Source organism: Crossiella sp. NPDC003009 (genome assembly GCF_053591555.1).
Genome location: NZ_JBSFUA010000001.1, coordinates 400,992 through 427,029, shown reverse-complemented (window position 1 = coordinate 427,029; position 26,038 = coordinate 400,992). Strand labels below are relative to the sequence as shown.

Here is a 26,038-nt window from a genome sequence, read left to right as displayed (position 1 = left end):
CTCGCCAGGCAATCCCGGTGCGGGCTTTGAACACCATCGCGTTGATCACCCGCCGGTCGTCCACACGCGGACGACCGGTGCCGGGCTGGGGCAGCCACGGTTGCAGGGCAGCCCACTGCTCATCGGTCAGCTCATGACGACGCACCACGAACGTGATCAAAGCAGATCACACCAGCCGCTTTGAAAACGCCCCCTAGGACCGGTGTCCGGCGCCCCGGTCTCCGGGGTGCCGGGCCGGTTCAGCCGCGCAGGGCGGTGATCACCGCGCGCACGTCATCGCCGGTCATGGTGGCGCCCAGGCTGATCGTCACCGAGCGGCCCAGCAGGCTCTCGCTGTCGCGGCAGCGGGCGGGGGTGCCCCACCGGGTGCCCCACGGGGTGCGGCCGGCCCGGATCGCGGGACTGCTGTACACCGGCTGCCCCTGGTAGAGGGTGTGCGCGGGAATGCCGTCCGCGGTCAGGGCGGCCACCCGGTCGCGGGCCTCGAGTCGGGAGCCGAGGAAGAAGGTCAGGTCGCCGCCGGAGCCCTGCTCGTCCGGCAGTCGCCGCCAGTGCAGCTCGGGCAGTGCGGCGCGGACCTCGGCAGCCACCGCGCGCAGGCGCGCCAGCATCGGGTCCAGGCGGCCCAGCTGCACGCGGAGCAGGGCCGCGGTCAGCTCCGTCATGCGCAGGTTCACGCCCAGGAAGGGCTCTGCCGCCTGCGCGCGGGACTCGCCCCTGGCGGTGGTGAACTGGCCGCCCTGATCCTGGTAGCGCACGATTCGCTGGTGCGCCAACGGATCCCGTACGCTGACCGCGCCGCCCTCGCCCGCGGTGATGTTCTTCTCCAGCTGGAAGCTGAACGCGCCCGCGTCACCGATGGCCCCAGTTCTGCGTCCCCGGTAGCGGACCCCGGCGGCCTGTGCGGCGTCCTCCAGCACGACCAGGTCGTGCCGCCGGGCCACCGCGAGGATGGGGTCCAGGTCCGCGGCGGCGTTGTTGAGGTGCACCGGCAGCACGCCCCAGGTGCGGTCGCTGACCTTCTCCGCCAGCGCCGCCGGGTCCAGGGTGAGGGTGTCGTCGACCTCGGCGAAGACCGGCACACCCCTGGCCCAGACCACCGCGTTGGCGCAGGCGATGAAGGTGACCGCGGGCATGATCACCTCCGCGCCCTCCGGGATGCCCAGGCCGATCAGCGCGCAGGCCAGTGCGGCGGTGCCCGAGGAGACCGCGACGGTGTGCGGCACCTCCAGCAGCGCGGCCAGCTCGCGTTCGAAGGAGTCGGTGCGGTGCAACAGGTCCGGCCCGTAGTAGCGGAACAGCGAACGCGAGCGCAGCACCTCCAGCGCGGCGGTTTCCTCCTCCTGGCCCCACAGCGCCAGCCCGCGCCACGGCTCGTACCGCGTCACCCGGCGGTCCCGGCCAGCGCGGCGTCCAGCTCCGGCTCGCTGTGCGCCACCAGGTAGTCCTCCAGGAACAGGTAGTCCAGCTTGCTCGGCCCGAAGAAGGCCAGTGCCTGCGCCGGGGTTTCCACGATCGGCTCGCCCCGGTCGTTGAAGGAGGTGTTGAGCACCACCGGCACCCCGGTCAGCTCACCGAAGCGGGCCACCAGCTCGTAGAAGGACCCGTTGGCCTCACGGGTCACCGTCTGCACGCGGGCGGTGCCGTCGACGTGGGTGATCGCGGGCACCTCCGCCCGGCGTTCCTCGCGGACCGGCGCCACGATCAGCATGAACGGTGACTCGATGGCCAGCTCGAAGTACTCCGCGCAGCGCTCGGCGAGCACGGCGGGGGCGAAGGGGCGGAAGGACTCCCGGTGCTTGACCTTGCTGTTGAGGACGTCCTTCATCTCGGGCCGCCGGGGATCGGCCAGGATGCTGCGGTGCCCCAGTGCGCGCGGGCCGAACTCCGAGCCCCCGGTGAACCAGCCGAGCAGCGCACCGCGGGGCAGCAGCGCCGCGGCCAGCCGGGCCGGGTGCTCGACCCGGCGGTAGGGCAGTTCCGCCGCCGCCAGCGCGGCCCGCAGCTCCTCGTCGGTGTGGGTGCGGCCGAGGTAGGTGTGGGTCTGCGGCCGGGGGCCGCGTGGCCGGGGGCGGTCGCCGAGCTGGTGGTAGCCGTAGTAGGCGCAGCCGATCGCGCAGCCGTTGTCCCCGGCGGCCGGCTGGGCGAAGACCTCGGTGAAGGGCGTGTGCCGCAACAGTTTCCCGTTGGCCACCGAGTTCAGCGCCACCCCGCCGGCCAGTGCCAGCCGGGTCAGCCCGGTCTCCCGGTGCAGCCAGCGCGCCGCGTGCAGCAGCGCGGTCTCCAGGGTCTCCTGCGCCGCCCACGCCAGGTCCGCGGCCCTGGCGAAGCGCTCCTCTCCCTCCAGGCCGTCCAGCGCGTGTTCCAGGAACTCCAACAGGCCGTCGGGACCCTTGAGATGCAAGGCGAAGCGGCCCTCCGGCAGCAGTTCCAGGTGCCGCCGGAACCGCGCCAGGTAGCGGTCGCCGCCGTAGGGGGCCAGGCCCATGGTCTTGCCGTCCTCGGTGAGGTACCAGGGGCCTTGCTCGTACAGGGTGAAGCCGATGGCGCGGCTGACCGCCTTGTACAGGAAGCCGAGCGAGTGGTTGCTGTCCCCGGCCTGGTACACGCGGTCGGCGTGCCTGCCGTCGGTGGTCCACTCGGTGCCGTAGACCTTGGACAGCTCGTGGATGCCGGTCCCGCGCCCCACCCCGAGGGTCAGCGTCTCCACCCCGTGCCCGTCGATCATGCTGCCCGCGCCGTCGGCCACCAGGATCGCCGCCTCCGGGAACGGGGAGGGGTAGAAGGCGCTGGCGGCGTGCGCGAGGTGGTGGCGGATCAGCTGGGTGCGGCCGCGGAACTGGAAGTAGCAGGTGGGCAGCAGGGTGTCGTCGGCGACGATGACATCGACCTCGGCCAGGCGCGCGCCGTGAGTGTCCAGGCAGTACCGCCAGCCCCGGTTGGCCAGCGAGTTGACGCCGACCGCGTACTTGCGGCGGGCCAGCCGCTCCTCCTCGATGGCGACGCTGATCTCGCCCTCGTGCACCAGAGCGGCGGAGAAGTCGTGATTGGAACCACCAAGACCGAGCGCGAGCATACGCGTGTCCTTACCCGGAAAATGGGGACGGTCGAGATTCGCGAGTTTACCGACCGGTTCCGGCCCGGTCCAGGAATTGCTCGCCGAGTTCTACAGTGTGCTTTCCGCCGGTATCGTATGGCGTATTGACCTTCCGTCGACGGCCCTCCTAGGCTCGGCAACCGAATGGGCCGGAATGCCTCGGCGAATCATGGGGTACGGCGTGTCTCTCAAGGACGACTACCGCGCGGCGATGTTCGCGAACCGGGACGAGCACAATCGGCTGCGGCTGCTCATGAACGACATGGTCATCGAGGAGCAGCTGTGCCAGATGCGGTGCTCCTACTGCCTGACCGAGGACTTCAACCTGCTGATGAACGTGCCGGACGCCAAGTTCCGGCTCACCACCGACCGGCGGGCGGACTGGCACCGGATCCTGGACGCCTATCACGAGCAGGTGGACAGCCCGATCATGCGGCTCTCCGGCGGTGAGTTCTTCTGGCTGAAAGGTTCCACCGAATTTGTCGCCGAATGCAGTAAGAAGTACGAGGTTGTCCAGGTAATCACCAACGGCGTCTTCCTCACCGACGCCCGGCTGGACGCGCTGGCCGCGCTGGGCAACTGCCAGCTCTGCCTCTCCCTGGACGGGCACACCCTGGCGATGAACTCCCACCGCCTGCCGCCGAAGCAGCACCGGCTGTTCGAGGTGATCATGCGTGGCCTGGACGGCGCGGTCGAACGCGGCATCCCGGTCGAGGTGCAGTCGGTGCTCAGCAACGTCAACGTGACCGGGCAGGCCGCCTTCGCCGAGTTCCTGCTCCAGCGTTACGGCTCCGGCGCGATGCTGTACTTCTTCCCGGTGCGCGGGGAGGCCAAGGACAACCTGGCCCCGCCGCTGGGCGACCACTTCGCCGAGCTGCTGGCCCGCTACGACGAGCTGGCGCCGGTGCTGCCGCCGCGGGCCTTCGTCGAGCACATCGGCAACCAGCTGCGCACCGGCGTGCGCACCCTGCGCTGCTACGCCACCGCGACCATGGTCCAGCTGTTCGGGCAGGGCGATGTGTCCTGCTGCCCCTACGCCTGGCTCAAGCCCATGGGCAACGTGACGTCCGAGCCGCAGCTGATCCACGAGCAGTTCGGCAGGCACCAGCACTACGAGATGTTCATGCAGCCGCGGCCGCGGTTCCCGTACTGCCGCAGCTGCACCGGGCCGATCGACGTGGTCAACCTGTACCTGCTGGACCACATCTCCGACGAGGAGATCACCCGCTGCGCGCCGTACGCGGGTCCCAGGGCCCTCGCCCGGCTGCGGGAGCTGAAGTCGACGTTCGCACCAGTGTTCGGGAGCGCGTGATGATCTCGGTGGACGGACTGGGCCCCGCTGACTACGAGCGGGCGGACGCGGCCAGGCTGACCCGGTTGCCCCAGCACGACCTGCTGGTCATGGCCGGGGCCCGCTTCGGCGACCTCGCGCCCTGGCGCAACCCCGAGTACCTGCGCGCGGTCGCCGCACTGCCCGAGGAGCAGGCGCTGGCCAACCTGTTCGTGCTGGGACGGCAGGTGCCGGAGGGCTCGCTGCCCGCGCCGCTGCTGGCGCTGCTGAGCCACGCCAAGATCGTCTCCGTCGGGTCGGGCCTGCTCTCGGCCGACTACCCGCTGGTGCGCCTGGAGGGCCTGACGGTGCTGGCGGCCTGGCGCGCGGCCGGCCGGGAGACCGGCTCGTACGCGCCGTGGGTGGGCACCGACACCAGCACGCTCTGCCGCCTGGTGGCCGCCCGGCGCACCGCCAGGACCGCGCTGGACCTGGGCTGCGGCACGGGCGCGCTGGCCATGACCGCGGCCCGCAACGGCGCGCGGGCGCTCGCGGTGGACATCAACCCGGAGTGCCTGGCCGCGACCACCTTCAACGCCGCCCTCAACGGCCTGGCCGACCGGGTGGCCGTGCGGCAGGCCGACATGGCGGCGCTGGACCTGGGCGAGCGGTTCGACCTGGTGGTCTCCAACCCGCCGTTCCTGCCGATGCGCCGGGGCGCGCTGGGCTGGCTGGCAGGGGAGGGCGGCCCGGACGGGCTGGACTTCGTCTGGGCGATCGTGCGCCAGCTGCCGGAGCTGCTGACCGAGCGGGGTGAGGCGCTGGTGCAGTTCGCCTCCTTCGGCGACGAGCATGGCCCGTTCTGCGCCGCCCAGTTGGCCGAGGAGCTGCCCGGGCTCGGCCTGTCCGCGCGGATGCTGCTCAAGCCGCCGACGCCACCGCGCTGGCCCGCCTTCGCCGAACGCGACGAGCAGGGCAACCTGGCCGGGGAGCTCGGCGGCGAGTACCGGGCGTTCGTGGAGAGCATCGGGGCCACCCACTACCACCCGTGTGTGCTCTCGCTGCGGCCCGGCGGCGGCGGGCTGACCGTGGGCCGGTACAGCTGACTTCTAACCCACGAGCCAGCCAGGCCCCAGGTCGGCTGCCTCCTGGCGGGCGATCTCGGCGACCACGGCCTGCGCGTCCCGGCGCGCGGTCTCGATGAGGCGGACCCCGGGCACCTCGGGCACGTCCTCGTCCAGGTGGGTCAGCGCGAGCCGACCGGTGACCAGGTGCGGGGCGGCCTGGTCCTGCCGGATGCGGTCGGCGAGCACCTCCGGTCCGGCGCGCAGCCCGTACACCACGGGTGTGGTGCCCATCGACCACAGCGCGGCCATCACCGGCTCGTAGGTGCGCCCACCGGCCAGGATCACCCCGTGCACCACTACCACCCTCGCCCCCCACTCCTGGTAGGCGGGGATGCGGGCGGCCAGCTCGGCCGCCATCAGCCGGTGTAGGGGCTCGCCGGACTCCCACGGGTGCACGAACGGATCGCAGTCCAGCACCGCGACCGGCACCAGGAAGCAGGCGGCCAGCAGCTGGGCCACCTGGGTCTTGCCCGCACCGGGGGCGCCGGTGATCACGAGCACGCGCATCCGGCTACCGGGTGTCCTCGACCGTGCCGACCAGCCGGAACCCCAGGTGTGGCACCTTGAGGATCTTCGCGCCGGAGTCGATGTCGGCCAGTTTCCGCCGCAGCACCGAGACCACCGCGTTCACGTCCTCGCCGCCGGCGGCCTCGCCCAGCTCCGCGCGGGAGACGATCTGCCCTGGTTTGCCGGCCAGCGCCCGCAGCAGCCCGGCCTCGGCCGCGCTCACCGGCGTCTGCCGGGACGGGGAGCGCAGCAGTCCTGGCGCCAGGGTCAGCCGCTGCGCGGGCTCCGGTGGGGCCACCGACTTGAGGTAGCCCAGTGCCGCCACCACCCGGGGCCGCCGCAACGGCGTGGCCAGCGCGAACGCGTAGCCCTCGGTGAGCGCGCCGAGCACGCCGGTGGCCGAGACGGACTCCAGCACCGCGATCGGGTAGCCACCACGCCGCCGCACCTCGGCCGGGGAGGGCTCGACCGCCTCGCCGGCGGTGCGGTGCAGGGCGCACAGCATGACGTCGTCGGTCACCTCGGCATCGGCGTGGTGCACCGCGAGGCCCAGCTCGGCACACGCGTCGGTGACCACGGCGAGGTCCGCCGCGGCCAGTGTTCCGGCCAGCACGTACATCCGGTTCCTCCCTGCTCAGCTCCACACCCGTTCCGCGGCCCCACCCGGTCCGCCCAGCGCCCGGCCGTACCGGGCCACCCGCCGCCGGATGCCCGCGCGCACCTGGATGCGGTAGGCCTTCAGCGCCTCCTGTTTGGCTTGCCCGGCGGTGGCGTCCATCAGCAGCGGCCGCGGCCGGAGCCCGTCCAGTCCGGCCGCGCGCAACCGTGGGGCCAGTGCCACGCTCAGCTCCCCCGCTGAGACGAACAGCGAGTACGGCTGGTCTTCGTAGAACACGAGGCGGCTGTTACGCAGCGCGCCCCTGGCGGCCAGGGCCAGCACGGCCTCGCGGCAGGCCACGTGGTCGACATGTCCGCCCACCGCGAGCGGCAGGTACACCTCGGCGCACCCGGTGAGCTCCTTGGCCAGCCTGGCGGTCAGCGCCGCGAACAGCTCCGGTTCCCCGGTGTGCCCGGCCACCGGGTCCGGTGCCAGGAAGCCCGCCGCGCGCTCAGGGCGGTCGGCGGCGTCCAGGAAGCCCAGCAGCTCGGCATCGGCGTCCAGCACCTGGCAGGCCACCAGCTCCTCGGCCACCAGCAGCCGGGTGGTCAGCTCGGGGCGGGCCGCGTAGTAGGGGCGGCTGGTCCAGGTCTCCACGCTGAACACGTCGAGCACCCGGCCGCCGCGAGCGGCCAGCAGGCCGCCGAGGGCGAGCACGGCGTCGTCCGGGTGCGGGGAGACCACCACCGGCGCCTCGCCCGCGCGGGGCCGCGGTGGCGGGGCCAGCACGAGCAGCCCGGCGCGGTGGCCGTGCCGCAGCAGGTCCTGTTCCGCCGGGGAGAACTCCCGGAGCGCCCGGCTGCCGTCGCAGCGGGCCAGCAGGTCCGGACCGGCTACCGGCGGTTCGACCGGACGGCCCAGGAAAAGCATTCCGGTGGCGGTGACCTCCGTATGGGGCAGCGCGATGGGCCGCCACACATCCGGTAATTCGGTCATTCGCTCAGCGTAGCCGCCGCGACCGGGCACGACGACCGGCAAAGCAAATGTAATGCGATTGGCCCAAGGCGCCCTGATTTACCCAGCGACATTTCGCGACGGTAGTGGATCCACCGGTAGTGCGCTACATTGGCGAGAATGCCGAGCCGTGCCAAATGCGGGCGAGGAGCGTGCGTGAAGACCCGGGTGACACTTGTCCAGCAAGGTGTCTGGACAAATTCACATGCCTCGATGCCGCTGGCAATGGGATACCTCAAGGCCTGCGCGGACGCGGATAGGCGCATTCACGCGCGAATGGACGTCACCATTCACAACTATGCCGGTGACGTGGGCTCGAACCGGATGGCCAGAGAACTTTTCCGGGACGGTTTCCCGGACATCCTGTGCTTTTCCGTGCTCGGCTGGAACCACCGCGCGTTCGGCGCCCTGGCCGAGACGTTCAAACAGCTCAACCCGGCCGGCTGGGTCATCTTCGGCGGAAACCACGTCGCACACCAGGCCGAGCGGGTGTTCCGGCTCTTCCCCCAGGTCGACGTGGTGGTCAACGGCGAGGGCGAGCCGGTGTTCCCCGAGCTGCTGCACGCCTATCTCGACGGCGGCACTCCCCGCGAGCTGCACGGGGTGCGCGGTATCTCCTTCCGCGAGGACGGTGGCGCGCTGGTCACCACCGCGGAGCGGCCCCGCATCGAGGACCTGGACTCACTGCCCTCGCCGATCCTCTCCGGCGCCATCCCGCTGACCGACGCCCGCGGCGAGTTCCCCTACGGCTACGCGCTGCTGGAGACCAACCGCGGCTGTCCGTACAAGTGCTCCTTCTGCTACTGGGGCGGCGCGACCGGGCAGAAGATGCGCTCCTTCTCCCGGGAACGGCTACGGGCCGAGCTGGAGCTGCTGGGCAGGCACCGCGCGCCCGCGCTCGTGCTGTGCGACTCCAACTTCGGCATGCTGCCCGCCGACGAGGACTTCCTGGACGACCTGCTGGCGGTGCGCGCCCGCTACGGCTACCCGCGCAGCCTGGAGACCTCCTGGGCCAAGAACAAGTCGGCCGGGTTCTTCCGGATCATGGCGAAGCTGCGCGAGGCCGGGATGCACAACTCGTTCATCCTCGCGCTGCAGACCATGGACGAGGCCACCCTGTCCCGGATGCGGCGGCGCAACATGCGGCTCAACGAGTGGGAGGACCTGGTCGGCTGGCTCACCGAACGGGAGATGAACGTCTACCTGGAGCTCATCTGGGGTGCCCCCGGCGAGACCGTGGAGACCTTCCTGGAGGGGTATGACCGGGCCGCGCGGCACACCCCGTTCGTCGCGGTGCACCAGCTGATGGTGCTGCCCAACACCGGCTACCACGACAAGCGGGAGCAGTACGGGCTGGTGACGGTGCGCGGCGAGCAGGACGACTTCGAGTACGTGCTGGCCCACGACACCATGACCATGGCCGACAACGAGCGGATGAGCCGGTTCCTGTGCTGGAACCGGGTGCTGGCCAGGGGCAGGCTGCTGCACGGGGTGTGGACCGCGCTGCGCGAGCTGGCCGCCATCCCGCAGTCCCGGGTGGTGCTGGGCTTCGCCGACTGGGTGGAGACCGCCGAGGACCAGGAGGTGGTCCGGCTGCGGGAAGCCGCGGCGGGCACGCGCGGCGACCTGGTCGACGCGGCGGTGTGGCCGCTGCTCACCCAGGAGGTGCTGCGCGCCTGGTGGCGGGCGGCGGTGCGGCCACTGCTGCCGGCCCACGCACTGTCCACAGTGGAGGAAGTGTTCCGGTTCGACCTGCTGTGCCAGCCGATCCGCTGCGGGCCCGGCGGCGACCCGGCCGAGGACCTGCCGGTGGTACGCCGTTACGGGCAGGACTGGTTCCTGCGGGCCGGGCAGGCCTTCGGCTGGGACGTGCCCGCGCTGGTGGCCGCGCTGCGCCGGGGTGAGCGCGGCGAGCCCGAGCCGTGCACCACCGACTTCTACTACCCCACCGGCTTCGGCGCCGACCCACAGCACTTCTACCGCATGGACGCCTACCGGGGGTTGACCGAACGGCAGCTGGCGCAACGGTTCCACGCGGCCACGGGGTGACCCGGCACCGCATCGAGGAGGACGAATGGATCAGGCCGAACTCATCAGGGAGCTGCACGAGCTGGCCGCGCAGATGACGCGCACCCCGCTGCCCGCGGTGACCGATCAGGAGCTGGCCGAGGTGAGCCTGGTGGAGCGCTACGGGTTCAGCTCGCTGGACGCCCTGGAGTACCTGCTGGTGCTGGAGGAACGCTTCGACGTGGTCTTCGAGGACGAGGAGCTCACCGAGGAGACCCTGTTCAACATCGACGGCCTGGCCGAGTACATCCTCGCCCAGAAGACCGGTGAGCCCTCCGCCGCGCCCCCGGTCCGGTGAGCGCGGCGGGGTTCGGCCCCCTCGTCCAGGGCTCCACCACCCCGGCGCTGCTGGGCACCTCGGGCGGGGCCACCGCCGACACCGTGCCGGGTGTGGTGTCGGCCGTCCTCGGCGCGCTGCTGGCTCCCCTGCCCCCTGCGCTGCTGGCCGGGCTGCCGGTGGTGCTGGCGGCCCCGGACTACGGCGCGCGGGCCACCGCGGCGTTCGTCAACCGGTGCGAGGAGGCCGAGCACGAGGGCCGCAAGCTCCGCCCGCTCGAGGCGATCTCGCCGGAACCCGCGCACCTGGTGCAGGAGTTCGCCGAGCGCAGTGCCTGGGACGGGCCGACCTACGTGCTGATCAACCAGCGCACCGCCACCTGCCAGGCACTGCGCTGGGCCCGAGCCGCGGTGGCCACCGGCTGGCACCGGGCGATGGCGGTCTGCGAGATCACCCACGACGCCCGGCACGGGGCCTACCTCGTGGTGGCCACCCTCATCAGTCCCGGCGGCAGCCCGGTGCCCGAGCCGCCTGCCGAGGACGCCGCACCCGGCAGCGTGCTGCTCCGCCTGCTCAGGGGACCGGTCACCGCAGACACCGCGCGCGCCACCGGATCCGCCGTCGTGGTCTCCGGGCTGGGGCTCGTCACCGGGTACGGCACGGGCGTGGCGCGGTTCTGGCGCGGGCTGGTCACCGGGGAACGCGCGCTGGTGCCGCTGACCCGGTTCGACCCGGTTCGGTTGCGCAGCAAGGTGGTCGGACAGACCACCGTGACCGCCCCGCCCGGCGTGCCCCGGCGGCGGGTGCTGCTCGACCTGGCGCTGCGCGAGGCCCTGGCCGGAGCCGGGCTGTCCCGGGTGCCGGAGCGGGCGCTGCTGACCACCGTGGGCGTGGTGCCGGACCTGGCCGGGGCCGGCGCGCCCGAGCACGTGCGGGAGATCGCGCTGGAACCCGGGTGGCGCGGGGACGGGGTGGTCGGGCCGGACGGGACGGCGGCGGTGCTCGCGCACGCCTGCGCCTCGGGCACCTTCAGCCTGGCCATGGCCAGGGAGTGGCTGCGCTGCGGGCTCGCCGACGTCGCCGTGGTCACCGGGGTGTCCTCGCTCAACCGCTACGACTGCGCCGCCATGGAGGCCGTGCGCACCTCCAGCAGCAGGCCCGCCCGGCCCTACGACCTGGACCGCGCCGGGCTCACCATCGGCGAGGGCGCGGGGGTCGCGGTGCTGGAGACCGCCGAGCACGCCGCGGCCCGCGGGCACACCCCGGTGGCGGTGCTGGCCGGCATCGCCTGCCGGGTCGGCGGCGCGGGGCGGCGGCGGCTGCACGCCGAGGTCGGCGCCCAGTGCGTCCGATCCGCGCTCGCCATGGCCGGACTGGCCACAGTGGACTACGTGCACGGGCACGCGCCCGGCACCAAGCAGGGCGACGCGGCGGAGCTGCTCGCACTGGAGACCGTCGGGGAACAGCTTGGCTGGCAAGGGGTTCCGCTCAGCTCGCACAAGGGCGCGGCCGGGCACCTGCTGCACGCCTCGGCGTTCCCCGCGCTGGCCGCCGCGGTGCGCGCCATCGGCGAAGGCACCGTGCCCGGCACCCCCGGACTGGACCGCGCGCTGGCCGCCGAGCGGGTGCGGGTGCTCCAGCGGTCCGAGCGGCGGCCGGTGCACTCGGTGCTGGTCAGCAACTTCGGCTACGGCGGCAGCAGCGCGGCGATGGTCCTCACCGCGCCACCGGAGTCCACAGAGGACAGCCATGGCGTGGCCTGAACCGGGAAGGGAGCGAGCATGGCGGACGCGGTCCTGCTGACACCACGGGAGATCCTGACCGGGTTCTCCAGTGTCAACAACCAGAACGTGCTGATCAACGACGAGGAGTACCTGCGCCTGGACCCGGCCATGCGGCTGTTCTACGAGAAGGTCAGGGAGAACCTGGGCGTGGCCTGCATCGCCGGGCACCTGCGCCACCGCGGCTACTCGGTGACCGCGCTGAACCTGCACGGCCGCAACCCCAGCGATGAGATGATCACCGACCTCATCCGCCGGGAACGACCGGTGTTCGTGGGCATCAGCATCATGTACGACCTGCACATCGTGGACGCCGTGCGGCTGCTGCGCTGCGTGCGCGCGGCCGACCCCTCGGTGTTCGTGGCCATCGGCGGCGCCTTCTGCACCTACAACGCCCAGCTGATCGCCGAGCTAATCCCGGAGGCGGACTGCGTGGCCTTCGGCGAAGGCGAGCTGACCGCGGCGGGACTGATGGACTGCCTGGCCGCCGGGCGGGACTGGCAGCAGGTGCCCGGCCTGTACTTCTGGCGCGACGGCCGGGTGCGGGCCAGCGGGCCGCCAAAACTGCCCGTGCTCACCGAGGAGCCCTGGCCGGCCAGGGACATGCTGCGCCGCCACCGCGCGGCAGGCATCCGCACCCCGGTCGCCTCCACCTACACCAGCCGGGGCTGCCACGCCAAGTGCACCTTCTGTTACGTGCCAAGGGCTCCCGGGGTCTCCGGCAACGCCTGGCGGGTGCGGCCGCCGGAGGACGTGGTGGATGAGATCGAGTTCCTGCAACGGGAGTTCGGCACCCGGTTCCTGTGGTTCAACGACGACAACTTCGGCGGCGCCTTCACCGAGGGCTACCACCACGCCATCGGCTTCGCCGAGGAGCTGCTGCGCCGCGACATCCGCATCTCCTTCCACTGCGAGTTCCGGGTGGACACCGGCCTCATCGACCGCGAGGCGCTGCGCACCCTGCGCCGGGCCGGCATGGCCTCGGCCTTGCTGGGCTTGGAAACCGGCGCGCCCGGCATGATGAAGCGCTTCCGCAAGGGCACCACCGTGGACTACAACTTCGACGCCGCCCGCATGTTCAAACAGGAGCGGATCGAGCTCGAACCAGGCTGGATCATGATCGAACCCGGCACCACGGTGGACGAGCTGTGGCAGAACCTGGAGTTCATCATCGCCGCCGACATCGCGGTCAGCGAGAACCCGTTCTCCTTCTTCAGCAGGGCGATCGCGTTGCGCGGCACCGAGATGTACGACAAGGTGGCCGACCCGCTGCCGCCGGAGCTGACCGGCGTCGACGGGGTGGCCAGGGAGGTGCTGCGCCAGGCGCGCCGGGAGTACCGGCTGGCCGACCCGCGCCTTGAGGAGCTGTGGACGGTGTGGAGCGAGGTCAGCGCCGAGGTCAGCGACCGCAAGGAACGCCTGCCGTTCCTGGCCCAGCGCATCGTGGACGCGACCAGGCAGCGCCGCGCCCAGGGCGAGGAGGGGCTGCGCCCGCTGCTCGGGCTGCTGCGTCAGTGGGTGGCGGAGCTGCCGCAGCTGATGCTGGCCTTCCTCAACACCGGGCTGCTGCTGGCCGAGGACGGCCAGGACGAACTGGCCAAGCGGGCCGACGCGCAACTGCGCGAACTGGTGGCCGTCTACGACCGGCGCCACCTCGGCCTGCCCTTCCCCGAGTTCGCCGCCGACACCGAACGCCGTTGCGGCACGCGCGCGCTGACCGGCTGACCCGGCCCTGACATCCAAGGAGCGAGCATGTCCGACGTGGTCCTGCTGACCCCACGGGAGATCTCCACCGGCGCGGCCAGCCTGAACAACCAGAACGTGCTGATCAACGACGAGGAGTACCTGCGCCTGGACCCGGCCATGCGCCTGTTCTACAAGAGGGTGCGGGAAAACCTGGGCGTGGCCTGCATCGCCGGGCACCTGCGCCACCGCGGCTACTCGGTGACCGCGCTGAACCTGCACGGCCGCAACCCCAGCGACGAGGCGATCACCGCGCTGGTGCGCCAGGAACGCCCGGTGTTCGTGGGCATCAGCATCATGTACGACCTGCACATCATCGACGCGGTCCGCCTGCTGCGCTGCGTGCGCGCGGCCGACCCCTCGGTGTTCGTCGCGATCGGCGGCGCCTTCTGCACCTACAACGCCAAGCTCATCGCCGAACGGGTGCCGGAGGCCGACTGCGTGGCCTACGGCGAGGGCGAGCTGACCGCGGAAGGGCTGATGGACTGCCTGGCCGCCGGCCGGGACTGGCGGCAGGTGTCCGGCCTGTACTTCTGGCGCGACGGCCGGGTCAGCACCAGCGGCCCGCCGAAGCTGCCCGACCTGGCGGCGGAGCCCTGGCCGGCGCGGGACCTGCTGCTGCACCACCGGGCCACCGGCATCCCCACCCCGCGCGCCTCCACCTACACCAGCCGGGGCTGTCACGCCAAGTGCACCTTCTGTTACGCGCCAAGGCAACCCGGGGTGGAGGGCGGTCCGTGGCGGGTGCGGCCGATCGTGGACGCGGTGGATGAGATCGAGTTCCTGCAACGGGAGTTCGGCACCCGGTTCGTCTGGTTCAACGACGACAACTTCGGCGGCGCGTTCGCCGAGGGCTACCAGCACGCGGTGGGGTTCGCCGAGGAAGTGTTGCGGCGCAACCTGAAGGTGAACTTCCACTGCGAGTTCCGCGTCGACACCGGGCTGATCGACCGCGAGGCCCTGCGCACGCTGCGCCGGGCGGGCATGGAGCTGGCGCTGCTGGGCATGGAGACCGGCTCGCCGGGCATGATGAAACGCTTCCGCAAGGGCACCACCGTGGACTACAACTTCGACGCCGCGAGGATGTTCAAACAGGAGCGGATCGAGCTCGAACCCGGCTGGATCATGATCGAACCGGGCACCACGGTGGACGAGCTGTGGCAGAACCTGGAGTTCATCGTCGCGGCCAGGGTGCACGAGTGCGAGAACCCGTTCTTCCTGATCAACCGGGCGATCGCGTTGCGGGGCACCGAGATCTACGACAAGGTCACCACCTACGGCGAACCCGACATCCCCGGGGTGGACGGGGTGGCCTGGGAGGTGCTGCGGCAGGCGCGCCGGGAGTACCGGGTGGCCGACGAACGGGTAGAGGACCTGTGGTCGGCGTGGAGCGCGGTCAGCTCGGACATCAACGACCGCAAGGAGAACGAGGTCCCCTTCCTGGCGCAGCGCATCGCCGACACGGTCCGGGCCCGGCGCGGCGGCGCGGGCGCGGACGTGCGGCCGCTGCTGAGCCGGTTGCGCCGCTGGGACCAGAGCCTGGACCGGTTGCTGGTGGCCTTCCTCAACACCGGGCTGCTGCTGGCCGACCTGGGCGGCCCCGACCTGGCCGAGCGGCTGGAGACCGCGCTGCGCGGGCTGGTCGAGGAGTACGACCGCTGCCACCTCGGCGCGGCCTTCCCCGACTTCGCCGTGCAGATCGAGCGGGCCTGCCAGTCCCCCGCCCCGGCCAACAGCCGATGATCCGGGTCGCGGTCATCGGCTGCGGCCGGGTCTGCCAGCGCTACCACCTGCCGTTCCTGGCCTCCCGGCCGGACCTGGAGCTGGTCGGCGCCTGCGACCGGGACCCCGAACGCACCGCGGGGCTTTTCGCGGCGGAGTCCGGGGTGTGGGTCGGCGACTCGGTGCGGGAACTGCTGGCACACACCCGGCCGGACGTGCTCACCGTGTGCACGCCCAACGAGGACCACGTGCCGCCCGCACTGGCCGCGCTGGCCGCCGGGGTGGCGGTGCTGTGCGAGAAACCCCTGGCCGCCAGGATCGACCAGGCCCGACTGCTGGCCGCGCGGGTCAACGGGGACCCGCTGTTCGGCGTCAACCTGCCCTACCGCTTCCACGAGCTGCTGCCCGCCTTCACCACGACCGTGCGGGACACCGTGGTCACCGGGATCGAGTTCACCATGAGCACGCCGGGCGACCGCCTGTGGCGCGCCTGCACGCCATGGCACCGGGATCGGCGGCTGGCTGGGGGTGGTGTGCTGCTGGACCTGGGCACGCACGCCCTGGACGTGCTGGTCACCGTGTTCGGACCGCCGAAGGTCGAGGAGTGCTCGCTGACCGGTGGGGCGGTGGAGGACCAGGCCGAGCTGCGGATGACCTTCGCCGGGGTGCCCGCGGTGCTGCGGCTGGACCGGGCGGCGCGCACGGTGGCGATGACGCTGACCGCGCACACCCCGGTCGGCGCGCACGTGCTGGACTTCCGGCGGGGTGAGCTGCGGCAGGTCGGCGGCGCGGTCCGGGTGAGCGGGCAACGGCCCGAGCTGGCCGCGCTGACGGCTTTCTTCGACACGGTCACCGGATCCAGCCCCGGCGCGGTGGTCACCGCCGGAGAAGCGTTGGCACTCCAGGAGATCGTGACCACCGCCTACCGGCTCGCCGGTGTGTGATCAGGCCAGGAACGCCGAGACCACCGTGCCGAAGTACACCGGTCGGCGCTGGTGCACGTGGTGCCCGGCCGAGGCGGACAGCAGGCGGGCATCCGGGATCGCGGCGGCCACCCTGGCCAGCAGGGCGGGCGGCACCGGGCTGTCCAGGCCGCCGCTGACCACCAGGGTGCGCGCGGTGATCGTGCCCAGCCGCCGCCACCAGCCCGGGTCCAGCTCGCGGAGCTCCTCGATGAAGGCGCGCACCGCCCTGGGATCCACCCGGCCACGCCGGTCCCGGAGGAACGCGGTCAGCGGCTGGGCCCGGGCGCGGATCGCGGCGGCGTCCCGCTCATCCCTCGGTGGCGGCGGCGGATCTTCCAGCACCAGGCGCCGCACGCGGTGCGGCTGCCGCTGGGCGAGCAGCGTGGCCACGTGCCCGCCGAGGGAATGGCCCACCACGTCCACCTGGGCCAGCTTGTGCCGGTCCAGCAGCGCGACCAGGTCCTGGCACACGAGTGCGGCGGTGTACCCGGCCGCGGTGCCGCCGTGTCCGCGCAGGTCCGGGGTGAGCACCTGGCGGCCCGGCGCGGCCAGCCTGGTGCTCAGCTGACGCCAGCTCGCGCTGTTGTCACCGAGGGCGTGCACCATCAGCACGGGGTGCACGGCCTACACCGGCTGGTCCCGCAGGACCTTGCCGGTCTCGGTGGTGACCAGCGCGGCCACCGCGGTGATGCGGTGTGGCAGCAGGGCCGGTTCCAGTCGCTCCCGGCAGAACGCGGCCAGCGCGGCCAGGTCGACGGTGGCCGGGGTGACCAGCGCGGTGATCCGCTGGCCCAGTAGTGGATCGTCCATTCCGGACACCAGGCAGGCCGACACGGCGGGGAAGGCCAGCAGCACCGCCTCGATCTCCTCGGGGCTGACCTTGATCCCGGCCACGTTGAGGCAGGTGGACACCCGGCCGGCCAGCACCAGCTCGCCGCCGGACCACCGGGCCAGGTCGCCGGTGGCGAAGTGCCCGGTCAGCGGCGTGGTCTCGTGGGCGTAGCCGGACATCAGGCTGGGCGAGCGCACCGTGACCAGCCCGGCGCCGGTGAGCCCGCCCGCGGTCAGCGCGTCCACCGGCGGCTTGGCCAGCAGCACCGCCACCCCGGGCAGTGGCGGGCCGACCGCGCCGTCGGCCGCGCGGGCGCCGGGCGGGCGCACGCAGATCGGGCCGGTCTCGGTGGTGCCGTACACCTGGCCCAGCCGCGCGCCGAGCCTGCCGGTCACCAGGTCCGCGGTGCGCGCGTCCAGTGGCATGCCCGCGGTGAGGAAGTCGGTGCCCGCCGCGGTGGTCGCCGCGCTCGCGAGCACCCGCAGCATCGGCGGCACCCCCGGGAACAGGGTGATGCCGCGTGCGGCCAGCTCCCGCAGCAGCACCCGGGGCCGCTCGGCGGACAGGTGGTGCACGCACACCCCGGCCAGCGGCGCGGCCAGCGCGCACAGGCCAAAACCGTAGGCGTGGTGCAGGGGCACCGAGCAGCCCAGCACCTGCCCTTCGCCCAGTTCCAGGGTGTCCCGGTAGGCGGCGGCCTCGGCGAGCAGGGCCGCGGCCGAGCGCAGCGCGGCCCGTGGGCGGCCGGTGGTGCCGGAGGTGATCTGCGCGGTGGCCGCCTGCCGTGGCCCCTCCCCGGAGCGGGCGGTGTTCAGGCTCAGCACCCTGGCGCCGGCCTGCGCGATCACCGGTCCGAGCCCGAAGCCGGTGCCGGGCGCCACCACCAGGTGCGTCAACGGCAGCAGCGCCTCGGCGCGTTCCAGCCCCCAGGCGGTGAGACGACGCGGCAGCGGCACGGCGACCGCGCCGGTGCCGATCGCGGCGAACAGGTCGCTGAGGAACTCCGCCGGTGGCCAGGCCTGGATGCCCACCACCGCGCCGCCGCCGATGCCCGCGCCCTGGTAGCGGCGCACCTTCTCCGCCAGCAGGGCCAGGAACGCCGTGCCGCTGACACTGTGCTCCCCGGTCACCACCAGCGGCCGCTCCCCCAGCCGGGCGGCCTGGGCCCGGAGGGTGTCCAGGAGCTCGGCGCGGGCGCTCACCTGGCCCCGGCCAGCGCCCGGCCGAGGGCGGCGAGGACCTTGTCCAGCACGTCCTTGGTGTGCGCGGTGCTGAGGAACCAGGGCTCCATCGGGTTGGGGTGGAAGTAGACGCCCTCCTTCTGCGCGGCGATCTGCCAGCGCCGGTGGCCGTCGAAGTCGATCGCGGCGGCCAGCTCCCGCAGCCCCGCCTCCGCCGCCACCGGTTCCCGCAGCAGCGCCACCGACACCAGCGAGCCGACCCGGCCGATGCGGACCAGGCGGCCCTCGGCGGCGGCCAGCGCGCGGACACCCTCCTCGGCGTGCGCACCCAGCTGTTCCAGCTCGGCGTAGACCCCTGGCGTGCGGCGGATCTTGCCCAGCTGCGCGACGATCGCGCGGACCGCGGCGTGGTTGCCCGCGAACACCCCGGCGTGGTGCGCCTGGTTGGCCGCCAGCAGCCGCATCGCCGCCTGCCTGCCGCCGAAGGCCGAGACCGGGAACCCGCCGCCGAGCACCTTGGACAGCACGGTCAGGTCGGGTTCGACGCCGTAGCGCTCCTGCGCGCCACCCCTGGCCACCCGGAAGCCGGTGATCACCTCGTCGAAGACCAGCAGCGCGCCGGAGGTTGTGGTCAGTTCCCGCAGCAGCGCCAGGAAACCCGGCGCGGGCGGGATGACGTTGGCGTTGACCAGCACCGGTTCCAGCACCACCGCGGCGATGTCCTGGCCGGCGCGGGCGAAGAGCTCGCGCGCGGCCCGGTGGTCGTTCCAGGGCAGCTGCGCGGTGTGCGCCAGGGCCTCCGGGATCATGCCGGGGGCGCCCGGCCGCACCTGTTCCGGCGAGCCCTCCCGCAGGTGCCCCACGGCCTTGCCCGCGCGCAGCACGGTCTCGCTCCAGCCGTGGTAGTGGCCCTCGAAGGTCACCACCAGGGAGCGGCCGGTGCTCACCCTGGCCAGGCGCAGCGCGGAGGTGACGGCCTCGGTGCCGGAGTTGGCGAAGCGCACCTGCTCGATGCCCGGCACCAGCTCGGCGATCAGCGCACCGGCCTCGGCGTCCAGCTCGTGCGGCAGGCCGGTGAGGTGGCCGAGGGCGAACTGCTCGCCGACCTCGGCCAGCACCTCGGTGTCGGCGTAGCCGAACAGGTGCGAGCCGTAGCCCATGTTGAGGTCGATGATCTCGTTGTCCTCCACGTCCCAGACCCGGCAGTCCTTGGCCCGGCGCACCACCAGGGGCTGGGGGATGGCATCGATCCGCATACCGCTGCTGACCCCGCCCGCGATGACGGTCCTGATCTTCTCCAGCGCGCCGGCATTGCTCTGCCGGTTGACCGATGGGATGGACACTGCCGTCCTCCGTATTCGTGAGACACCCGCAGGGTAATCAAGTAGAGCAAGTCCACCAGTTCGTGACAATCGGCTGAGGGGTGTCTTCACGGGAAGCGACAGAAAAAGACCACTGTGCGCAGCCGAGCCCCGGACGACCCGGACCTGACTAGTCCGAACCGGCGAATTTCGAAGCTCCGCGAATGCACTTACTCAGAGACGTCATGATCCACACCGTGGAGCGGCGGGATTGACTCGGTCAACAGCTGGGGGCTAGCGTCGGAATTGGAATTCAGCGCATTTCGGAAACTCAGAAGAACGGATGGACCTGGCCATGCCATTGCCTGCCTTCGCCCCGTACCTGATCGGGCTGGTCACCGCTCCACTGGCGGCCAAGGTGGCGAAACCCCTGGTTCGCGGCGTGATCCGCGCTTCGGTGGGATTGGCCTTGGAGGTGCGGAAAGCCGCGACGAAAGCGGCCGAGGGGATCTCCGACCTCACCGCCGAGGCCACCGCCGACCTGACCGAGCCCGAACCGGTCAAGCCGAAGCCCAGGAAACAGTCGCCAAGCACGATCACATCGCCCAATTGACACCATTGGGTGGGGATCCGGTCATAGGCTTGACGCACTAGGGAAAACCGGTGGCTGTTGTTCATGGAAACCACGGCGGCACAACCACTGTCAGTCGTTCCCGGGCGTCAGCGCTGGGAGATCGACGTGTTGCGGGGCCGGCCACGGCTCACTGAGTACGTGGCGAGAAGCCTGGACACGTCTCCCGGAATTCAGGTGATTCGGGCCAGTCCGCTGACCGGCCGGATCCTGCTCCGCCACGATCCCGGAGTCCCCGCCGAGACGGTCGGCCAGCGGGTGCGCGTGGTGGTCGCCCGCGCGGTGCAACTGCTGCGCGCCCCCGGACGGACTGCCACCCCGGCGCCGGTGCGCACCCGCAGGCGCGGACGGCTGGCCCGCGCGCTGGCCATCGCCTGCGGCGCGGCCGTGCTCGGCCTGGTGCTGCGGCCCTCGCCGGTGGTGGGCCTCGGCGTGGTGCTGCTGGCTACCGCGGTGATCATCCGGCGCGCGTGGGTGCGGGCCAGGCGGATCCGCGGGGCCTCCGCCGGGGTGCGCCGCCCGCTGCTGCGCATCGTCGGCCGGCACCGGGGCCGGTTCTACCTGGCCACGGTGGTCTCCGCGCTGGGCCAGGTGATGGACCTGACGCTGGCGGTGTTCATCGGCTGGGTCGCGGTGGTGCTCATCCGCGGCCAGAGCACGCTGCTGGTGCGCATCGGACTGGTCACCGCCACCGCGCAGCTGTGGCTGCTGGCCGGGCTGGCCGCGCTGGTGTGCGTCGCGGTGGCGGTGCTCTCCTTCAGCTCGGGCCTGTTGTGGCGCAACCTGGCCCACCGGGTCCGCCACGACTGGCGCACCGAGCTGCACCCGCACGTGCAACGCCTCTCCGCCCAGCACGTCACCAAGGAGCGCGGCAGCCGGATCGCGAAGGTGCTCACCGAGGACATCGAGGCGCTGGGCCGCTTCCTGGCCACCTCCGCGCACGAGATGACCCAGCTGGTGACCAGCTTCCTGATCACCCTGCCCGCCTTCCTGGTCTTCGCCCCCAGCGTCGCCTGGATCGCCTTCCTGCCGGTGCCGGTCATCGCCGGGCTCTCCCTGCACTACCAGGAGGACGTGGCCCCGCACTTCGTCACCGCGCGGGAACGCTCGGCCCGGCTGAACAGCCAGGTGGTCAACGCGATCGAGGCCGACGCGACGGTGAAGAGCTTCTGCGCCGAGGACTACGAGATTCGCCGGATCGCCGCGCTCAGCGAGGAGTGCCGCCGGGGCGAGGAACACTCGGACCGGGAGGTCGGCGCCTACGCCGAGACCGTGCGCGGCTGCGCCACCGTGTCCCTGGCCGGGATCCTGCTGCTGGGCGGCCGGGCGGTGCTGGCCGGGCCGTTGCGCTTCGAGGTCTTCAGCACCCTGATCAGCCTGCCGCTGCAGGTGCTGTGGAAGCTGCGCACGCTGGGCGACTCGGTGGACCGCTACCAGCGCTCGGTGGTCGCGCTGGACAACATCCTGCGCCTGCGCGCCCTGCCCACCGAACCCAACGGCAGCGGCCGTGCCCTGCCGGTCGCCGAGGTCCGGGGCGAGATCCTGTTGCGGGACATCACCTTCGCCTATCCCGGCCGTCCCCCGGTGCTGGAGAACCTGTCGCTGCGGGTGGCCCCGCACCGGGTCACCGCGATCGTGGGCACCACCGGCTCGGGCAAGACCACCATCGCCAAGCTCCTGCTCCGCTTCCAGCAGCCCGAGGCGGGCACGATCCTGTTGGACGGCAAGGACATCAGCACCCTCCGCCTGCGCGACCTCCGCCAGGCCATCGGCTTCGTCGCCCAGGACGCCTTCCTCTTCGACGGCACCATCACCGACAACATCGCCTACGGCACCTTCACCGCCCCGCCCGCCGCCGTCCGCCGCGCCGCCGAACAGGCCGAGGCCGCCCCGTTCATCCACGCCCTGCCCGAGCAGTACGCCACCCCGATCGGCGAACGCGGCGCCACCCTGTCCACCGGCCAGCGCCAACGTCTGTCCCTGGCCCGCGCGATGCTCAAGGACGCCCCGATCCTCATCCTCGACGAGGCCACCTCCGCCGTGGACAACGAGACCGAGGCCGCCATCCAGCGCGCCCTGCGCGAGTTCGCCCGCGACCGCACCCTGCTGGTCATCGCGCACCGGCTGTCCACGATCCGGCACGCCGACCACATCCTGGTGCTGGACCGGGGCGGCGTAGTGGCCGAGCAGGGCACCCACGACGAGCTGCTGTCCCGCAACGGTCTCTACGCCGCCCTGTGGCGACTCCAGGTGGGCGAGAACTGACCAGCTCAGCGAACTCTCTTCCGCGCCTTCCCGAACTCTCGCCCAGCCTTGGTGCCCCCATCGACCAGGATGTCGACCCCGGTCAGATAGCCGGGTGCTTCGCTCGCGCAGAACGCGAGCACGGCCGCGACCTCCTCGGGCTTGCCGAACCGCTTGATCGCCGCCGACTTCACCAGCTCGCCGGCGCCGTGGTTCTCCTCCAGCCGCCCCATCGCGGTGTCGAAGCTCCCCGGCGAGACCGAAACGACCCGCGCTCCCCGCTGGCCGAACTCAGCCGCGAGGGCACGGCTGTACCAGTGGACGAACTTCTTGCTGATCGCGTAGGCCAGTCCGGGCTTCAGCTTCCGGCCGACGAACCTGGCGCGACTGACGATCGCCTGCTCGAACTCCTCGGGTCGTTGCTCGGCAAGACGGAAAGCCCGGAGCGGGGCGAGGAGCTGGGGAATGCTGTGCCCGGCGGTGGAGGCCACATTGACCAGCGCGTCACCCTCCGCGGCCCGCGCGAGGAATGCCCGCGCGATGTGGACGATGCCGGTGGCGTTGATACGGGCAATGCGTTCGGCCGTGCCCATGTGCGGACTGATGCCAGCGGCGTGGACCACCGCGCGAACATGACTTCCCGCGGCCTCCGCGCGCTGGAACAGTTGCTCGACGGATGCCTTGTCGGTGATGTCGCACACCACGCCGCTCGCGTCGACTCCGGCCGTGGTCAGCTCGCGCACCGCGTCATCAAGACGCGTCTGGTCGAGGTCTGCCAGCACGATTCGATGGTCGTGGCCCATGAGCCTTGCCGTTGCCAGTCCCATGCCGCCGGTCCCGCCGGTGATGATCGCGGCGGGCTGTGTAGCCGACATTCTTGCTCCTCGTCGTCAGATCGGCATCCTTGTCCATCCCTGCCATCGCCGACACTTGGCCGGGGTGGAACTACCCGATCCGGTTGCCCGTGGTGAGCGCCGCGCCCTCCACGTCCAGCTCGGGCAGCCAGCGCAGCCACTTCGGCAGCCACCACGCCGCGTTGCCGAGCAGGGCCAGGGCCGCGGGGACCAGGACCATGCGGACCACGAAGGCGTCGAAGAGGATGCCGATCGCCAGGGCGAAGGCGATGGACTTCACCGTGGGCTCGCCCGCGGGGACGAAGCCGGCGAACACCGAGAGCATGATCAGCGCCGCGGCCACCACCACGGGGGCCGCCTGCCGGAAGCCGGTGACGATCGCGTCCCTGGCCGAGCCGCCGCGGTGGCGCGCCTCGTGCATCCGGGACACCAGGAAGACCTGGTAGTCCATGGCCAGGCCGAACAGGATGCCGATCACCACGATGGGCGTGAGGCTGATCAGTGGTCCGGTGGTGTCCAGGTTGACCGCCCCGGCCAGCCAGCCCCACTGGAACACCGCGACGGTCGCGCCGAGCGAGGCGCCGATGGTCAGCAGGAAGCCGAGCACGCCGACCAGCGGCACGAGCAGGGAGCGGAACACCAGCACCAGCAGCACCAGCGCCAGGCCCACCACGACGGCCAGGTACAACGGCAGGGCGGCGTTGAGGGCGGCGCCGACGTCCACGCCGACCGCGGTCTGGCCGGTCACCGCGGCCGTTCCGCCGAGGTGCGCGCGCAGGTCGGCCACCAGCTTCTCGGTGGCCTCGCTGGTCGGCCCGGACTTCGGGAAGACGGTGAGCAGCGCGGCGCTGCCATCGGCGTTCGGGCGGGGCGGGGCGAGGAAGTCGACGTCGTCGAGCCGGCTGATCGTCTCGGCGGCGCGGCCGGCGTTCGCGACCGAGTCGCCGCCCTCGAACAGGACCAGCAGCGGACCGTTGAAGCCCTTGCCGAAGCCGTCGGCGAGCAGGGCCTCGGCCCTGGCCTGGGTGCTGTCCGCGGCGGGGATCTGCACCAGCGTGGTCCGCATGGACAGCACCGGCAACGCGATCACGCCCAGCGCCACGATCCCGAGCAGCAGTGCGGAGACCCGGCGGCGGAGGACCATGCCGATCCAGCCTCGGTAAAAGCCGCGTTCGGGAACCTCGGCCGGAGCGGTGCGCTGCTTGCGCGGCAGCGCGCGGCGGCCGAGGTAGCTCAGCACCGCGGGCACCAGCGTGATGGCGACCAGGACGGAGACCACGATGGTGGCCGCGGCGGCGATGCCCATCTGGGTCAGCAGCGGGATGCCTGCGACGGCCAAGCCCACCAGGGCGATGACCACGGTGACACCGGCGGTCACCACCGCCGAGCCCGCGGTGCCCACGGCGATGCCGATGGCAGTGCCGACCTCCGCGCCACCGCGCAGTTCCTGCCGGTAGCGGTTGATGATGAACAGCGCGTAGTCGATGCCGACCGCGAGACCGAGCATGGTGGCCAGGACCGGCGTGGTGGACTGGAGTTCCATGAAGCCGGTGGCGATGGTGATGCCCAGCGCGCCGATGCCGACGCCGACGGCCGCGGTCAGCAGGTTCATGCCCGCCGTGACCAGCGATCCGTAGGTGAGCGCGAGGACCAGCAGCGCGACGATGATGCCGATGGCCTCACTCACGCCGCCGACCTCCGGCGTCGTCAGCATGGCCTCGCCGGTGACCTCGACGGTCAGCCCGCTCGCCCGGGAGCCTGCCACCGCGTCCAGCAACGCGGTCCGCTCCTCGGCGCTCACCTCGCCCATCCTGGCGCGGTAGGTGACGGTGCTGTAGGCGAGGTCCTGGTCGCGGTTCACCGTCGGCGCGGCCGGGTCGAGCGGGTTGCCGGCCGAGGCCACGCCGGGCAGTTTCGCCAGGTCCGCGACCAGTCCGCCGACCGCCTTGGCGTTCTCCGGCGTGGTCAGCTGCTGGCCGTCGGGCGCCTTGACGACCACACGCGCGGTCGCGCCGGTCATGCCGAACTCGTCCTTGATCCGGTCAAGGGCGGTGGTGGACTCCTGGCCGGGCATGGACAAGTTGATGGCGGTGGTACCGGCCAGGGTGGTGGCGCCGAGGATCGAGCCGGCCAGGACGAGCAGCCACAGCAGGACGATGGGGAGCCGGTGCCGGTGGGCAGCCAGGCCTAGGCGGTGCAGCAGACGTGCCACGGGATTCAGTCCTCCACTGGTGCGGACGCTCGGGAGTGACCGATCGCGTCAAGGCAGGTGGTGATGATGTGGGGTCGCCAGGCGGTCTTGTCGCCCTGCTGGTTCGCGGCGAGGCAGAGCATGGCCAGTGCGCTCAGCGCGCCGATGACCCGGACGAGCCGCTCGGCGTCGCCGCTGGTCAGGTCCACAGCGAAGATGCCGAAGACGTGCGACTGGTCGTGCACGACGTCCTCGGGGCCGGTGTCGGCATCGGGGTTGTCCAGCGCGCGGAAGGCCAGCGAGACCAGGCCGGGGCGGTCCAGCGCCACGTCGGTCAGCAGCTCCAGGGCACGCCGGTCCCGCGCGGGACCGGGTGGCAGCGACGACACCTGGTCCAAGATGCGCAGACCGAGCTCGTGGACGAGTCCGCGGGTCGCCGCGAAGAGCGCTTCCTTGCTCGGGAAGTGGTGCAGCAGACCGGCTTTGGACAGGCCGGCCGCGTCAGCCACGGTCTTCAGCGAGGTGTGGGCGAAGCCGTGCTGGGCGAACAGAGCCGCGGCGTGCTCGAGGATGCTCTCGCTCGCCTGTTGTCGTTGCGTTCGTGCCATGCGGTGGACAGTACGGGCTCACCGACCG

The 26,038-nt window shown here is 72.0% G+C and carries 22 protein-coding genes; 10 read left to right on the top strand and 12 right to left on the bottom strand.

The features are described 5' to 3' along the window. The 3 genes from ACWDY5_RS01940 to ACWDY5_RS01930 all read right to left on the bottom strand — a co-directional run. On the bottom strand, window positions 1-145 hold a 145-nt coding region (locus ACWDY5_RS01940; RefSeq protein ID WP_449720502.1), incomplete at its 3' end, for a transposase. A 94-nt stretch (window positions 146-239) separates the two neighbouring features. Then, complete coding sequence (locus ACWDY5_RS01935; RefSeq protein ID WP_449720490.1) at window positions 240-1,388, bottom strand: DegT/DnrJ/EryC1/StrS family aminotransferase; 1,149 nt, start codon at window positions 1,386-1,388, stop codon at window positions 240-242. Further along, window positions 1,385-3,076, bottom strand: coding sequence for a carbamoyltransferase family protein (locus ACWDY5_RS01930; protein ID WP_449720489.1), 1,692 nt, complete (start codon window positions 3,074-3,076; stop codon window positions 1,385-1,387). Before ACWDY5_RS01930 ends, ACWDY5_RS01935 begins: the two co-directional genes overlap by 4 nt. A 202-nt stretch (window positions 3,077-3,278) precedes the next feature. On the opposite strand from ACWDY5_RS01930, the gene ACWDY5_RS01925 reads away from it, so the two are divergent. After that, entirely contained in the window at window positions 3,279-4,409 is a 1,131-nt protein-coding gene (locus ACWDY5_RS01925; RefSeq protein WP_449720488.1) for a radical SAM protein, read from the top strand. Continuing rightward, window positions 4,409-5,473, top strand: a complete 1,065-nt coding sequence (locus ACWDY5_RS01920; RefSeq protein ID WP_449720487.1) for a methyltransferase — start codon at window positions 4,409-4,411, stop codon at window positions 5,471-5,473. The genes ACWDY5_RS01925 and ACWDY5_RS01920 overlap by 1 nt, the downstream gene beginning before the upstream one ends. Before the next feature lie 3 nt (window positions 5,474-5,476). On the opposite strand, the gene ACWDY5_RS01915 is transcribed toward ACWDY5_RS01920, so the two are convergent. The 3 genes from ACWDY5_RS01915 to ACWDY5_RS01905 are packed head-to-tail and all read right to left on the bottom strand — an operon-like array spanning window position 5,477 to window position 7,595. Further along, window positions 5,477-6,001 carry a hypothetical protein gene (locus tag ACWDY5_RS01915; RefSeq protein WP_449720486.1) on the bottom strand — a complete coding sequence of 175 codons (525 nt, stop codon included), beginning with the start codon at window positions 5,999-6,001 and terminating at the stop codon, window positions 5,477-5,479. A gap of 4 nt (window positions 6,002-6,005) precedes the next feature. Further along, the gene (locus tag ACWDY5_RS01910) at window positions 6,006-6,620 is read right to left on the bottom strand and encodes a winged helix-turn-helix domain-containing protein (protein ID WP_449720485.1); all 615 of its coding nucleotides are present in this window, start codon (window positions 6,618-6,620) and stop codon (window positions 6,006-6,008) included. 15 nt (window positions 6,621-6,635) lie between these two features. Further along, window positions 6,636-7,595 carry a PIG-L deacetylase family protein gene (locus tag ACWDY5_RS01905; RefSeq protein WP_449720484.1) on the bottom strand — a complete coding sequence of 320 codons (960 nt, stop codon included), beginning with the start codon at window positions 7,593-7,595 and terminating at the stop codon, window positions 6,636-6,638. A 138-nt stretch (window positions 7,596-7,733) separates the two neighbouring features. Between ACWDY5_RS01905 and ACWDY5_RS01900 the strand changes: the two genes are divergently transcribed. The 6 genes from ACWDY5_RS01900 to ACWDY5_RS01875 are packed head-to-tail and all read left to right on the top strand — an operon-like array spanning window position 7,734 to window position 16,147. Beyond that, window positions 7,734-9,662, top strand: coding sequence for a KedN5 family methylcobalamin-dependent radical SAM C-methyltransferase (locus ACWDY5_RS01900; protein WP_449720483.1), 1,929 nt, complete (start codon window positions 7,734-7,736; stop codon window positions 9,660-9,662). 25 nt (window positions 9,663-9,687) lie between these two features. Next, entirely contained in the window at window positions 9,688-9,978 is a 291-nt protein-coding gene (locus ACWDY5_RS01895; RefSeq protein WP_449720482.1) for an acyl carrier protein, read from the top strand. Then, window positions 9,975-11,720 (top strand): beta-ketoacyl synthase N-terminal-like domain-containing protein, encoded by a 1,746-nt coding sequence (locus tag ACWDY5_RS01890; RefSeq protein WP_449720481.1) that lies wholly within the window; start codon window positions 9,975-9,977, stop codon window positions 11,718-11,720. The genes ACWDY5_RS01895 and ACWDY5_RS01890 overlap by 4 nt, the downstream gene beginning before the upstream one ends. A gap of 18 nt (window positions 11,721-11,738) precedes the next feature. Next, on the top strand, window positions 11,739-13,463 hold the full coding sequence (locus ACWDY5_RS01885; RefSeq protein ID WP_449720480.1) for a B12-binding domain-containing radical SAM protein: 1,725 nt from the start codon (window positions 11,739-11,741) through the stop codon (window positions 13,461-13,463). Between the two features lie 27 nt (window positions 13,464-13,490). Beyond that, window positions 13,491-15,224, top strand: coding sequence for a B12-binding domain-containing radical SAM protein (locus ACWDY5_RS01880; RefSeq protein ID WP_449720479.1), 1,734 nt, complete (start codon window positions 13,491-13,493; stop codon window positions 15,222-15,224). Continuing rightward, entirely contained in the window at window positions 15,221-16,147 is a 927-nt protein-coding gene (locus ACWDY5_RS01875; protein ID WP_449720478.1) for a Gfo/Idh/MocA family protein, read from the top strand. Before ACWDY5_RS01880 ends, ACWDY5_RS01875 begins: the two co-directional genes overlap by 4 nt. Here the strand turns inward: ACWDY5_RS01875 and ACWDY5_RS01870 are convergent, their stop codons facing one another. Genes ACWDY5_RS01870 through ACWDY5_RS01860 form a run of 3 tightly spaced genes read right to left on the bottom strand, consistent with a single transcriptional unit; the run spans window position 16,148 to window position 19,524 of the window. Further along, complete coding sequence (locus tag ACWDY5_RS01870; RefSeq protein ID WP_449720477.1) at window positions 16,148-16,789, bottom strand: alpha/beta fold hydrolase; 642 nt, start codon at window positions 16,787-16,789, stop codon at window positions 16,148-16,150. Between the two features lie 3 nt (window positions 16,790-16,792). Beyond that, the gene (locus tag ACWDY5_RS01865; RefSeq protein ID WP_449720476.1) at window positions 16,793-18,202 is read right to left on the bottom strand and encodes a class I adenylate-forming enzyme family protein; all 1,410 of its coding nucleotides are present in this window, start codon (window positions 18,200-18,202) and stop codon (window positions 16,793-16,795) included. After that, window positions 18,199-19,524 carry an aspartate aminotransferase family protein gene (locus ACWDY5_RS01860; protein WP_449720475.1) on the bottom strand — a complete coding sequence of 442 codons (1,326 nt, stop codon included), beginning with the start codon at window positions 19,522-19,524 and terminating at the stop codon, window positions 18,199-18,201. The genes ACWDY5_RS01865 and ACWDY5_RS01860 overlap by 4 nt, the downstream gene beginning before the upstream one ends. 301 nt (window positions 19,525-19,825) lie before the next feature. Between ACWDY5_RS01860 and ACWDY5_RS01855 the strand changes: the two genes are divergently transcribed. After that, a complete protein-coding gene (locus ACWDY5_RS01855; RefSeq protein ID WP_449720474.1) occupies window positions 19,826-20,095 on the top strand; it encodes a DUF5132 domain-containing protein in 270 nt (89 codons plus the stop codon). 195 nt (window positions 20,096-20,290) lie between these two features. Next, window positions 20,291-22,378, top strand: a complete 2,088-nt coding sequence (locus ACWDY5_RS01850; RefSeq protein ID WP_449720473.1) for an ABC transporter ATP-binding protein — start codon at window positions 20,291-20,293, stop codon at window positions 22,376-22,378. Window positions 22,379-22,383: 5 nt separating this feature from the next. Here ACWDY5_RS01850 and ACWDY5_RS01845 read toward each other — a convergent pair whose 3' ends face one another. The 3 genes from ACWDY5_RS01845 to ACWDY5_RS01835 all read right to left on the bottom strand — a co-directional run bounded on the left by ACWDY5_RS01845 (window position 22,384) and on the right by ACWDY5_RS01835 (window position 26,010). After that, window positions 22,384-23,232, bottom strand: coding sequence for an SDR family NAD(P)-dependent oxidoreductase (locus ACWDY5_RS01845; protein ID WP_449720472.1), 849 nt, complete (start codon window positions 23,230-23,232; stop codon window positions 22,384-22,386). A 70-nt stretch (window positions 23,233-23,302) separates the two neighbouring features. Continuing rightward, window positions 23,303-25,423, bottom strand: a complete 2,121-nt coding sequence (locus ACWDY5_RS01840) for an MMPL family transporter (protein WP_449720471.1) — start codon at window positions 25,421-25,423, stop codon at window positions 23,303-23,305. 5 nt (window positions 25,424-25,428) lie between these two features. Further along, window positions 25,429-26,010: a TetR/AcrR family transcriptional regulator gene (locus tag ACWDY5_RS01835; protein ID WP_449720470.1), complete on the bottom strand. Its 582-nt coding sequence runs from the start codon at window positions 26,008-26,010 to the stop codon at window positions 25,429-25,431. Window positions 26,011-26,038 lie beyond the last annotated feature (28 nt).